Source organism: Pseudomonas sp. Z3-6 (assembly GCF_051131985.1).
Lineage (GTDB): Bacteria > Pseudomonadota > Gammaproteobacteria > Pseudomonadales > Pseudomonadaceae > Aquipseudomonas > Aquipseudomonas zanjanensis.
Window position 1 is genome coordinate 918,972 of record NZ_CP071644.1, and the last position, 11,813, is coordinate 930,784.

The following is an 11,813-nucleotide window of genomic DNA, read 5'->3' on the forward strand; positions in this document are numbered from 1 at the left end:
ATAAGGTGAAGAGTTCAATGCAAGCAATGCGTGGCTGGTCGACGCGATATGCGCCGTGGATCGGCCTGGTCGGCTTCCTGGGCAGTGCGTCGCAGGCCTTGGCCGGTGAATACGAAGGCTCGCCACAGGTGGCCGAATTCGTCGGCGAGATGACCCGCGACTACGGTTTCGCCGGTGAACAACTGATGGGGGTGTTTCGCGAGGCCGAGCGCAAGCAGTCGATCCTCGACGCGATCTCCCGGCCCGCCGAGCGGGTCAAGCAGTGGAGCGAGTACCGGCCGATGTTCATCACCGAGGCGCGTGTCGCCCGGGGCGTGGACTTCTGGCGCCAGCACGAGGCGGCCCTGGCCCGTGCCGAGCAGGAATACGGCGTGCCGGCCCAGTTCATTGTGTCGATCATTGGCGTCGAGACCTTCTTTGGCCGCAACACCGGGAATTTCCGGGTGATCGACGCGCTGTCGACCCTGGGCTTCGATTACCCGCCGCGTGCCGAGTTCTTCCGCAAGGAGCTGCGCGAATTCCTGCTGCTGGCCCGTGAAGAACAGGTCGATCCGCTAACCCTCAAGGGTTCCTACGCCGGGGCCATGGGCCTGCCGCAATTCATGCCCAGCAGTTTCCGCGCCTATGCGGTGGACTTCGACGGCGACGGCCACATCAATATCTGGACCAACCCGACCGATGCCATTGGCAGTGTCGCCAGCTATTTCAAGCGGCACGGCTGGGAACCCGGCCAGCCGGTGGTCAGCCGGGCCGATGTGCGCGGCGAGCAAGTGGACCAGGGCCTGACCGAGGGCATCGAGCCGACGAAAACGGTCGGGGAGTTGCGGGCGTTGGGCTGGTCGAGTCATGATGCGCTGCGTGACGACATGCCGGTCACCGCGATGCGCCTGGAAGGCGAACAGGGCCCCGAATACTGGATGGGCCTGAAGAATTTCTACGCGATTACGCGTTATAACCGCAGCGTGATGTACGCCATGGCCGTATATCAACTGTCTGAAGAGCTGGTCAAAGCACGGGGCGTCAAATAATGCGGGCATTGCCTACCTATCAACCCCTGAAAACCAAGCCTTTCAAGCTGGTGGCGCTGGCTGCGCTGTCGCTGCTGGTCGTCAGTTGTTCGACCAGCCGCGCGCCGGTCCAGAAAAATACCACCGCCGTGCGCGCCACGCCGGGCCTGGACATCAACCGGGCACACAAGGACGGCGCGCCGTGGTGGGACGTGGACGTCTCGCGCATTCCCGACGCCACGCCGACCCTGCACACCGGCCCCTACAAGGCCAACCCCTATACGGTGCTGGGCAAGACCTATTTCCCGATGGCCGAGTCCAAGCGCTACGTGGCCTCGGGCACGGCATCCTGGTACGGCACGAAGTTCCACGGCCAGAACACCGCCAACGGCGAAGTGTACGACCTGTACGGCATGAGCGCGGCCCACAAGACCTTGCCGCTGCCCAGCTATGTGCGAGTGACCAACCTGGACAACAACAAGACGGTGATACTGCGGGTCAATGACCGTGGGCCGTTCTATTCCGACCGCATCATCGACCTGTCGTATGCGGCGGCAAAAAAGCTGGGTTACGCTGAAACCGGCACTGCCCGGGTGAAGGTCGAAGGCATCGACCCGCAGGAATGGTGGGCCCAACGTGGCCGTCCGGCGCCTTTGATGCTCAACGAGCCGAAAGTGGCGCAAAATGCCGCGCCCACCGTGACGGCGTCCACCGGCACGGTCGAGCAGTGGACACCGCCGCCGCAGCAACACGCCGCGGCCGTGCTGCCGGTGCAGATCGATGCAAAAAAAAACGCTTCTGCAACAGCGTCTGGCCAGTTTCTGCAAGTGGGCGCGTTCGCCAACCCGGACGCTGCCGAGCTGCTGAGGTCGAAGCTGAGCTCGATGGTGAGCGCCCCGGTGTTCATCAGCTCGATCGTGCGCAACCAGCAGACACTGCATCGGGTGCGCCTGGGGCCGATCGGTTCTCCGGGTGAAGTCCAGAAGGTGCAGGACAGTGTGCGCCTGGCCAATCTCGGTTCGCCGAGCCTGGTCACTGCTGAGTAATTGATTGAGGCCCGCTTGCGGTTGGAGCGGGTCAGGTTGTTGGCTCCATGAATAACAAAAGCCCGGCAAGGGCAGTGAGTGAGCAACTTAAATACGCGGCAGCCCGAGGGTTTGTATGAAAAGTCGCCGAGCGGCGATCAGGCAAGGCGAAAACAGGCGAGGAAGCGGAGTTGACTGGTTGTCAATGAGCATTCCGAGCCTGTTTTCAACGCAGCATGATCGTCGCGCAGGCACTTTTCATACAAAGCCTGAGGTTGCCTGTTTTAGTTCTGCCTTCGGGCAGTCCCATTAGCGATTTCGAGAGACGGATGAACATCACCACCTTTGCCAAACGCCTTTGCCTGCTAGTCCCGCTGCTTCTCTCACCGGCCGCGTTCGCGGTCGAGATGATGCCGGCGCCCCCTCAATTGGCTGCTAAATCCTTTGTGCTGATGGATGCCAGCAGCGGCGAGGTGCTGGTAGAGAACAACGGTGACCAGCGTCTGCCACCGGCCAGCCTGACCAAGCTGATGACGGCCTACATCGCCACGCTGGAAATCCGTCGTGGCCAGATCGGTGAAAACGATCCGGTGACCGTCAGCGAAAACGCCTGGCGCACCGGCGGTTCGCGGATGTTCATCAAGGTCGGTTCGCAAGTGACCGTCAGCGACCTGCTGCACGGCATCATCATCCAGTCCGGCAACGACGCCAGCGTCGCCCTGGCCGAGCACATCGCCGGCAGCGAAGATGCGTTCGCCGACATGATGAACAAAACCGTGGCTGACCTGGGCATGACCAACAGCCACTTCATGAACCCCACCGGCCTGCCGAACCCTGAGCACTATTCGTCGGCTCACGATATGGCGATCCTGGCCCGGGCAATCATTCATGAAGACCCGGCGCACTACGCCATCTACTCCCAGAAGGAATTCTTCTGGAACGGCATCAAGCAGCCTAACCGCAACCTGCTGCTGTGGCGCGACAAGACCGTCGATGGCCTGAAGACCGGCCACACCGACGAAGCCGGCTACTGCATGGTGTCCTCGGCTGTGCGTGACGGCATGCGCCTGATCGCCGTGGTCTTTGGCACCAGCAGCGAAGTGGCCCGTGCCGCCGAGACCCAGAAGCTGTTGACCTACGGCTTCCGTTTCTTCGAAACCCAGACCTTCTACCAGAAGGGCACCGAACTGGCCCAGGCCCAGGTCTGGAAAGGCTCGACCAACCAGGTCAAGGCTGGCCTGGCCCAAGACCTGACCATGACCCTGCCTAAAGGCCAGCTCAAGAAGCTCGCTGCCAGCATGACCATGAACCCGCAACTGACCGCTCCCATCGCCAAGGGCGACGTGATCGGTAAAGTCGAAGTCAAACTGGACGACAAAGTGGTGCACAGCGCTGACCTGATCGCTCTGGACGCGGTCGAGGAAGGTGGTATCTTCCGCCGCATCTGGGATAGCATCCGTCTATTCTTCTACGGCTTGTTCAACTGATTGAAGTGTTGACCTGCATGGCCTCGTTCCCCTCCGGAGCGGGGCCATGTGCGTTACCACGGCTTACGAGGCCGTTACGCCATGACAGACTCCGAAGTAAAGGCGCCAAAAATCGAATTCCCCTGCGCGGATTACCCGATCAAGGTAATCGGCGACACCGGCGTGGGTTTCAAGGACAAGATCATCGCGATCCTTGAAAAACATGCCACCGTTGACCACAAGACCCTGGCCGAGCGCCAGAGTACCAACGGCAAGTACACGACGATCCAGTTGCATATCATTGCCACCGGTCAGGAACAGCTCTACGACATCAACAGCGAGCTGCGCGCCACCGGTTTCGTGCACATGGTGTTGTGATGCCGGGCACGCTGGGCTTTCGCGAGCTGGGCACGATGGCTTACGAGCCGGTCTGGCATGCCATGCAACGCTTCACTAACGAACGCGGCACCAGCGCCGACGATGAAGTCTGGCTGGTGGAACATCCGCCGGTGTTCACCCAGGGCCAGGCCGGCAAGGCCGAGCACCTGTTGCTGCCAGGGGATATCCCGGTGGTGAAGGTCGACCGCGGCGGGCAGGTGACCTACCATGGTCCCGGCCAACTGGTCGCCTACCTGTTGCTGGATGTGCGCAAGCTGGGGTTTGGCGTGCGCGAGCTGGTCACCCGCATGGAGACGTGCCTGATCGAGCTGTTGGCCAGCTATGGGGTGACGGCGGCGGCCAAGCCGGATGCGCCGGGTGTCTACGTCGATGGGGCGAAGATCGCGTCCCTGGGTTTGCGGATCCGCCACGGCTGTTCGTTTCATGGCCTGGCGTTGAACGTGGACATGGACCTGGCGCCATTCCGACGGATTAATCCCTGTGGCTACGCGGGACTGGCGATGACCCAGTTGAGCGAGCACGCAGGATCGATTGAATTTGCCGAGGTAAGTGCCCGGCTGCGCGCGCAGCTCGTCAAACACCTCGACTATGCTGAGCAGACGACCCTCACGGGCGGAATCGACTGATATGACTACTGATGCAGTGCAAACCATGATCCCGACGCTGGACGTCACCGAGCGTCCGGCCCCGCGTGCCAAGGTAGAGGCCGGCGTCAAGCTGCGCGGCGCCGAGAAGGTTGCACGCATCCCGGTCAAGATCATTCCTACCACCGAATTGCCGAAGAAACCCGACTGGATCCGCGTGCGCATCCCGGTTTCCCCGGAAGTCGACCGTATCAAGGCCCTGCTGCGCAAGCACAAGCTGCACAGTGTCTGCGAAGAAGCCTCCTGCCCGAACCTGGGCGAATGCTTCTCCGGCGGCACCGCCACGTTCATGATCATGGGCGACATCTGCACCCGTCGCTGCCCGTTCTGCGACGTCGGCCACGGCCGGCCGAAGCCCTTGGACACCAACGAGCCGGAAAGCCTGGCCATCGCTATCGCCGACCTGAAGCTCAAGTACGTGGTCATCACCTCCGTGGACCGCGACGACCTGCGTGACGGCGGTGCCCAGCACTTTGCCGATTGCATCCGCGAGATTCGCAAACTGTCGCCGAACGTCCAACTGGAAACCCTGGTGCCCGATTACCGTGGCCGCATGGACATCGCCCTGGAAATCACCGCCGCCGAGCCGCCGGATGTGTTCAACCACAACCTGGAAACCGTGCCGCGCCTGTACAAGGCCGCGCGTCCGGGTTCGGATTACCAGTGGTCGCTGACCTTGCTGCAGCGCTTCAAGCAGATGATGCCGCACATTCCGACCAAGTCTGGCTTGATGCTGGGCTTGGGTGAGACGGATGAGGAGGTTATCGAGGTCATGAAGCGGATGCGTGAGCATGACATCGACATGCTGACCTTGGGCCAATATCTGCAGCCTTCCCGTAGCCACTTGCCGGTGCAGCGTTTTGTGCATCCGGATACCTTTGCCTGGTTTGCCGAGGAAGGGTACAAGATGGGGTTCAAGAACGTGGCTTCGGGGCCGTTGGTGCGGTCTTCGTATCATGCGGATGAGCAGGCTAAGTTGGTCAAGGCTGAGTTGCTGGGGTCCTGATTTTTTAGCGTTGATTTTTGGGGTGGTGGGTATATCCGTTTCTTCGGTAACGGCTACTTATGGTTCCGCCCTTACGGCGGGTCACTTTTGGAAAAGCGCCAAAAGTAACCAAAAGCGCTTTGCCCCACCACTCGGTGCCTCGCCTAGGCTCGGCATGCCTGAACGAAGGCATCGCTCCGTGGGCCGCCGCGAAGGGCCATCCATGGCCCAGCGCGGCTAACCCGGCATCCATGCCGGGTTGCCCACTGCGCAATACCTTCGTTCAGCCATCGTGGTTAATGGGGCGCCCCAGATCAAAAGCCAAAGCGAGGCGGCCTTAGAGCCGACCTGGTTCTTGGTGGGACCGCGTTTCTCCTGTGGGAGCGGGCTTGCTCGCGAAAGCGGTGTGTCAGTTTGCGGTGATGTTGGATGTGCCTGCCTCATCGCGAGCAGGCTCGCTCCCACAGGTTTTTGCGGTGTATAGGGGTTTGTGTCTGCTGAAGATCTAATGTGGGAGCGAGCTTGCTCGCGAAGGCGGTGGGTCAGTTTGCGGGGATGTTGGATGTGCCGGCCTCTTCGCGAGCAGGCTCGCTCCCACAGGTTTTTGCGGTGTATAGGGGTTTGTGTCTGCTGAAGATCTAATGTGGGAGCGAGCTTGCTCGCGAAGGCGGTGGGTCAGTTTGCGGGGATGTTGGATGTGCCGGCCTCTTCGCGAGCAAGCCCGCTCCCACAGGTTTTTGCGGTGTATAGGGGTTTGTGTCTGCTGAAGATCTAATGTGGGAGCGAGCTTGCTCGCGAAGGCGGTGGGTCAGTTTGCGGTGATGTTGGATGTGCCGGCCTCTTCGCGAGCAGGCTCGCTCCCACAGGTTTTTGCGGTGTATATGGGTTTTGTGTCCGCTGAAGATCTAATGTGAGAGCGAGCCTGCTCGCGAAGGCGGTGGGTCAGTTTGCGGTGATGTTGGATGTGCCGGCCTCTTCGCGAGCAGGCTCGCTCCCACAGGTTTTTGCGGTGTATATGGGTTTTGTGTCCGCTGAAGATCTAATGTGAGAGCGAGCCTGCTCGCGAAGGCGGTGGGTCAGTTTGCGGTGATGTTGGATGTGCCGGCCTCTTCGCGAGCAAGCCCGCTCCCACAGGTTTTTGCGGTGTATATGGGTTTTGTGTCCGCTGAAGATCTAATGTGAGAGCGAGCCTGCTCGCGAAGGCGGTGGGTCAGTTTGCGGTGATGTTGGATGTGCCGGCCTCTTCGCGAGCAGGCTCGCTCCCACAGGTTTTTGCGGTGTATATGGGTTTTGTGTCTGCTGAAGATCTAATGTGGGAGCGAGCTTGCTCGCGATAGCAGTGGTGCAGCCACATAAATGCCAGCCCCGACTGCTTTTGCTTTTGATCTTGATCTTGATCTTGATCTGGAGACGCCCCGTTAAACCACGCTGGCCGAACGCAGGCATTGCGCAGTGGGCATCCCGGCATGGATGCCGGGATAGCCGCGCTGGGCCATGGATGGCCCTTCGCGGCGGCCCACGGAGCAATGCCGGAGTGAGGGCATGCCGAGCCTAGGCGAGGCACCGAGTGGTGGGGCAGAGCGTTTTTGGTTACTTTTGGCGCTCTTTCCAAAAGTGACCCGCTGTAAGAGCGGAACAGCCAGCCGCCGTTACAAAAAAAACGGATATATACACGATCAAAAAGCCGGGAACCCCATGGCCCTAACCCCACACCACCCCGTCCCAGCACTCCCAAAAGAAGGCCTGATCGGAGTAATCGCCCCGGCCGGCCCCGCCCCCCTGGACACGGAAAAAGCCATCCAATGGATGCGCGCAAGGGGCTATGAGCTGCGAATATTCCCAGGCGTCTACGAAAAGGACACCTACCTGGCCGGCAGCGACGAAACACGCCTGAACGACCTCCACGCCGCCTTCGCCGACCCGGAAATCAAAGCCATCATCTGCCTACGCGGCGGCTACGGCACGCCACGCCTGCTGGACCGCATCGACTTTGACCTCCTGAAACGCAACCCCAAACCATTCGTCGGCTACAGCGACATCACCGCCCTGCACCTGGCCATCAGCCGCTACGCAGGCTTCGTGACCTTCCATGGCCCGCTGCTCAACGCCGACCTCCTGGGCGACAAGGAACCCCCAACCGTCACCTCGTTTTTCAGCCTGCTACGTGGACAGGTGAAAGCCGGCAGCCTGCTGAGCCATCCCGCGGCCTACCCGTTGACCACCGTCGAGCCAGGCATCGCCCACGGACGCCTGCTGGGCGGCAACCTCTCGATGATCGCCGCGACCATGGGCACGCCCTATCAGATCGACGCCGAAGGGGTGATCCTGTTCATCGAAGATGTCAACGAACCGCTGTATCGCATCGATCGCCTGCTGACTCAATTGCGACTGGCGGGCACCCTGGCGAAGTTGCGCGGGGTCCTGGTAGGGGATATAGCGGGGGTAGACCTCGAGGCGTTGAACCGGTTGCTCAAGCAGACCTTCGCACCGTTGCGCATCCCGGTGTTGTCCGGCTGGCGCAGCGGGCACTGCGATCCGAACCTGACCTTGCCCATGGGCGCATTGGTGACGCTGGATGCGGGGGAGAAGAGGTTGGTGTTGGAGCAGGATGTGGTGGTCAGCCGCTAGTCATGTAGCGTCTGCAAGTCAGTCTTCGCGAGCAAGCCCGCTCCCACAGATGATCGCGTTTCTTCATGAGAACACGGTCGAATGTGGGAGCGGGCTTGCTCGCGAAAGCGGTAGTAGCCATACCGCAATTCAGCGGTTGCGCAACGCCTCAAGCAGTTGGTGCGTCGGATACCCATCCGCCGGCCAGCCGAACGACTGCTGGGCGCTGCGGATCGCTTTGCGGGTGTTGGCGCCGATGATGCCGTCGGGGTTGCCCGCGTCGTAGTTATGCTTGCCCAGCAGGGTTTGCAGTTCCACGCGTTCGCTGCGGCTCAGGGGCAGGTCTTCCTTTGGCCATTGGCCATAGACCAACCCCGCACCGCTGAAGCGCTTCGACAACAACCCGACCGCCAAGGCATAGGACGATGAATTGTTGTACTTGAGGATGGCGCGGAAGTTATCGAAGATCAGGAACGCCGGACCGCGATGGCCAGCCGGCAGGAGCAAGGACGCCGAGAGCTGCTTGTCCTCGGGGGCGATCGGCAAGCCGCCATATTCTGCAACGCCTAGCCGCATCCATTCGGAGACAGGCTTGCGGATCGTGCCATCGGCCAGCGTGTAGTCGAAGCCCTCGTTGAGCGAGACCTCGAACCCCCACGGCTGGCCGCGCTGCCAGCCGGAGCTTTGCAAGTAGTGCGCGGTCGAGGCCAGGGCGTCGGTGGAGCTGCCCCAGATGTCGCGGCGCCCGTCGCCGTCGAAATCCACTGCATGGGTGTTATACGTGGTGGGGATGAACTGGGTCTGGCCCATGGCACCGGCCCAGGAGCCGAGCATTTTTTCTGGTGTGATATCGCCCTGTTGCAGGATCTGCAGCGCGGCGATCAATTGCGCATGGGCAAAGCCCGGGCGCCGTCCTTCGTAGGCCAGGGTCGCCAGGGAGTTGATCACCGACTTGCTGCCCTGGAACTGGCCGAAGTTGCTCTCCATGCCCCATACCGCCACCAGCGCCTCGCGATCGACGCCATAACGCTGCTCGATGCTTTGCAGGATCTGGGCGTGCTGTTGGATCAGGCTCTTGCCCTTGTTGACTCGCAGTGGCGACAGCGCACCGTCGAGGTATTCCCAGACGGGACGGGTAAATTCCGGCTGGCTGCGGTCGGCCTTGATCACGCTCATGTCCGGGCTGACGCCGACAAACGCGCGGTCGAACAAATCGGCACGGATCCCGGCGGCCAGCGCTTCCCTGCGAAACCCGGCCTGCCATTCAGCGAAGGTCTGGGTGGGCGCAATCACCAAGTCGTCACCGGTGGGTACCACGGGCGGCACGATGGCAGGCGCGGTCACGACGGGAGCTGTCGGGAGTGGTTGGGCGTCGGCGGCGGTAGGTTTTTCGGCGCAGGCGACAAGCAGGACAACGCTTGCGGCAACAATCATTTGGCGCAGTGGCCAACGATGGGAAAGACAGAAGGGCATGCACGGGTCCAGAAATACAAATCAGGTGCTGACCTTATCATGCGAAAGGGGCGTAGGGCTTGTCCGAGTGTTTCAAGCGGCCAGAAAGCAAGAAGCCTCCCAGTTGTCAGACTGGAAGGCTTCGCGGCGGTAGCTGCCCTTGCCCTTGGCGGGTCGTTCCTGGCGGCTGCGGAACAGGGGCTGGGCGACGATGGACTTGGCCTTGTTGGGGCCATGCCTGGATGGCTTCTTGCTCATGATGGGATCTCTCGTGGGGTGGTTTTTGCGAGGCAAATCATGGGACAGAGTTGGGTGGTTGTCCAGTCCCTGCATTGCGTAGGAAATGTCATCTGAGGTGAAGCGCTTTTGTGGCGAGGGAGCTTGCTCCCGCTGGGCCGGGCTGGCGTTCCAGCGCGCAGCGGCCCTGTTTTTTTGGGTCTGCTGCGCAGCCCAGCGGGAGCAAGCTCCCTCGCCACAACAGCATTCTTGTCACAAAAAAAAATGTTGTCTGGAAAGGACGTTTATTCAGCGGGCAAGGGCAGCCGCTGCCCGGCCATCAACAGCGACAACCGACTGAGGCTCATCCACGGTGAGCCCGCGGCCTGGCCCTTGATCTGCGCGTCGATGCGTTGGGCCTCGAGCAGCAATTGCGCCCAGCGCGACGCGGAATAACGCTGCAGGGCCTTGCTCATCAGCGGTTTGCGCTTGTCCCACACGGGCGGGCGGGCCTGGCTGAAGGCTTTGTCCAGCGGTACGCCCTGGCTGTATTGCAGGGACAGGTTGGCCAGCAGGCGCAGCTCCCGAGCCAGGGCCCAGAGGATGACCGGCGGCTCGACGCCTTCGCCCCGCAGGCCTTCGAGCATGCGCAAGGCGTGGGCGGCTTCGCCGTTGAGGATCGCATCGGTCAGCCCGAAGACATCGAAGCGCGCACTGTCGGCCACGGCGGCCTGCACCGTTTCCACGGTGATCTGCCCGCCCTCGGCCATCAGCTTGAGTTTTTCGATTTCCTGGGCAGCGGCCAGCAGGTTGCCCTCGACCCGGGCGGCAATCAGCTCCACTGCGTCCTGGGTGGCCGAGAGGCCCGCCTGGGACAGGCGCTGACGAATCCAACTGGGCAACTGGCTGACGTCCACCGGCCAGATCTGCACGAACTGGGTCTGCGGGCCTTCCACCAGGGCCTTGCCCCATTTGGTCTTCTGCGCGCTGCCGTCAAGTTTCGGCAAACTGATGAGCAGCACCGTGTCTTCGGCCGGGCGCGAGCAATATTCGATCAGCGCGGCGGCGCCCTTGTCACCGGGCTTGCCAGACGGCAAGCGCAGTTCCAGCAGGCGTTTTTCGGCGAACAACGACATGCTCGCCCCGGCTTGCAGCAGCGTGCCCCAGTCGAAACTGGCATCGGCGGCGAAGACCTGGCGTTCGTCGAAGCCTTGTTGGCGAGCGGCGCAGCGGATGGCGTCGGCGGCTTCCTGGCACAGCAGCGGGTCATCGCCGCTGATGATGTAGACGGGCGCAAGCGCGCCTTGCAGGTGTTTGCCGAGTTGGGCGGGAGCGAGCTTCATAAGAGAAGGCGAGCGGGGCGCCGGAGCGCCCCGCAAGGCTTATTCAGCCGGGATCTGCATTGGCGACTGCTGCGGGGTTTCCGCTTCAGCCTTGCGTGCCGCTTCCAGCGCTTCGGCTTCGGCCTTGGCCTTGGCGTCGGCGGTCTGTTGCAGTTGGTCCAGTTGGGCCGGGCTCAGCTGTTGCAGACGCAGCATCATGCGTTGCACGAGGTCACGACGCATTTCGTCGCGCACTTCGCTCGACTCCTGGTCGGAACCGGTGATGTTGTTGCCGTCGTGCAGGTAGACCTTCTGTACCTCCAGCTTGTCGTCCAGCAGCACCAGATCGTTCTGGCCGCGGATTTCATAGCTCAGCACGTTGTTCAGTTCGTATTCGGCCGAACGACCGGCGCCGGCATAGCTCAGGCTGCGCTGGCTTTGCTGTTCACGGGTCAATACCAGCTTGTACGGCGCTCCGCCGTAGACTTTCACGCCGCTGTTTTCCAGGTTGTCGCGCAGCATCTTGACGGTTTCGCCATAGGCGTCCCGTGCGCTGAGGTCCAGTTCGTTGATCGCCAGCTCGGTGGTGCCGGTGCCGCGCAGTTGGAAGCCGCAGGCGCTCAACAGGACCGCCAGGCCCACTACCAGCAGATTACGTTTGATCATCTTGTTGCTCCCCTTGAACCCTAT

Annotated in this window: 12 protein-coding genes; 7 read left to right on the plus strand and 5 right to left on the minus strand. The window is 61.7% G+C overall.

Annotation, left to right across the window (positions count from 1 at the left end; all coding sequences use genetic code 11):
- Positions 1 to 17 precede the first annotated feature (17 nt).
- The 6 genes from mltB to lipA all read left to right on the plus strand — a co-directional run bounded on the left by mltB (position 18) and on the right by lipA (position 5,547).
- Positions 18 to 1,028 carry a lytic murein transglycosylase B gene (gene mltB, locus J3P88_RS04155; RefSeq protein ID WP_434574142.1) on the plus strand — a complete coding sequence of 337 codons (1,011 nt, stop codon included), beginning with the start codon at positions 18 to 20 and terminating at the stop codon, positions 1,026 to 1,028.
- Complete coding sequence (locus tag J3P88_RS04160) at positions 1,028 to 2,053, plus strand: septal ring lytic transglycosylase RlpA family protein (RefSeq protein ID WP_186706570.1); 1,026 nt, start codon at positions 1,028 to 1,030, stop codon at positions 2,051 to 2,053. The genes mltB and J3P88_RS04160 overlap by 1 nt, the downstream gene beginning before the upstream one ends.
- Before the next feature lie 308 nt (positions 2,054 to 2,361).
- The gene (locus J3P88_RS04165) at positions 2,362 to 3,519 is read left to right on the plus strand and encodes a D-alanyl-D-alanine carboxypeptidase family protein (protein ID WP_186706569.1); all 1,158 of its coding nucleotides are present in this window, start codon (positions 2,362 to 2,364) and stop codon (positions 3,517 to 3,519) included.
- An 81-nt stretch (positions 3,520 to 3,600) separates the two neighbouring features.
- Positions 3,601 to 3,876: a DUF493 domain-containing protein gene (locus J3P88_RS04170; protein WP_053125656.1), complete on the plus strand. Its 276-nt coding sequence runs from the start codon at positions 3,601 to 3,603 to the stop codon at positions 3,874 to 3,876.
- Complete coding sequence (lipB, locus tag J3P88_RS04175; protein ID WP_186730295.1) at positions 3,876 to 4,523, plus strand: lipoyl(octanoyl) transferase LipB; 648 nt, start codon at positions 3,876 to 3,878, stop codon at positions 4,521 to 4,523. Before J3P88_RS04170 ends, lipB begins: the two co-directional genes overlap by 1 nt.
- A 1-nt stretch (position 4,524) precedes the next feature.
- Positions 4,525 to 5,547 carry a lipoyl synthase gene (gene lipA / locus J3P88_RS04180; RefSeq protein WP_014340371.1) on the plus strand — a complete coding sequence of 341 codons (1,023 nt, stop codon included), beginning with the start codon at positions 4,525 to 4,527 and terminating at the stop codon, positions 5,545 to 5,547.
- Positions 5,548 to 6,944: 1,397 nt separating this feature from the next.
- Here lipA and J3P88_RS04185 read toward each other — a convergent pair.
- Positions 6,945 to 7,070 (minus strand): hypothetical protein, encoded by a 126-nt coding sequence (locus J3P88_RS04185; protein WP_256211728.1) that lies wholly within the window; start codon positions 7,068 to 7,070, stop codon positions 6,945 to 6,947.
- Positions 7,071 to 7,221: 151 nt separating this feature from the next.
- Between J3P88_RS04185 and J3P88_RS04190 the strand changes: the two genes are divergently transcribed.
- The gene (locus J3P88_RS04190) at positions 7,222 to 8,154 is read left to right on the plus strand and encodes a S66 peptidase family protein (protein ID WP_434574145.1); all 933 of its coding nucleotides are present in this window, start codon (positions 7,222 to 7,224) and stop codon (positions 8,152 to 8,154) included.
- Between the two features lie 129 nt (positions 8,155 to 8,283).
- On the opposite strand, the gene J3P88_RS04195 is transcribed toward J3P88_RS04190, so the two are convergent.
- The 4 genes from J3P88_RS04195 to lptE all read right to left on the minus strand — a co-directional run bounded on the left by J3P88_RS04195 (position 8,284) and on the right by lptE (position 11,789).
- Positions 8,284 to 9,606: a lytic murein transglycosylase gene (locus J3P88_RS04195; RefSeq protein WP_434574147.1), complete on the minus strand. Its 1,323-nt coding sequence runs from the start codon at positions 9,604 to 9,606 to the stop codon at positions 8,284 to 8,286.
- A gap of 72 nt (positions 9,607 to 9,678) precedes the next feature.
- Positions 9,679 to 9,843 (minus strand): alternative ribosome rescue factor ArfA, encoded by a 165-nt coding sequence (gene arfA / locus J3P88_RS04200; protein ID WP_030140368.1) that lies wholly within the window; start codon positions 9,841 to 9,843, stop codon positions 9,679 to 9,681.
- Between the two features lie 263 nt (positions 9,844 to 10,106).
- On the minus strand, positions 10,107 to 11,144 hold the full coding sequence (gene holA, locus J3P88_RS04205) for a DNA polymerase III subunit delta (RefSeq protein ID WP_186706565.1): 1,038 nt from the start codon (positions 11,142 to 11,144) through the stop codon (positions 10,107 to 10,109).
- A gap of 39 nt (positions 11,145 to 11,183) precedes the next feature.
- Positions 11,184 to 11,789 (minus strand): LPS assembly lipoprotein LptE, encoded by a 606-nt coding sequence (gene lptE / locus J3P88_RS04210; RefSeq protein ID WP_186706564.1) that lies wholly within the window; start codon positions 11,787 to 11,789, stop codon positions 11,184 to 11,186.
- Positions 11,790 to 11,813: the final 24 nt, after the last annotated feature.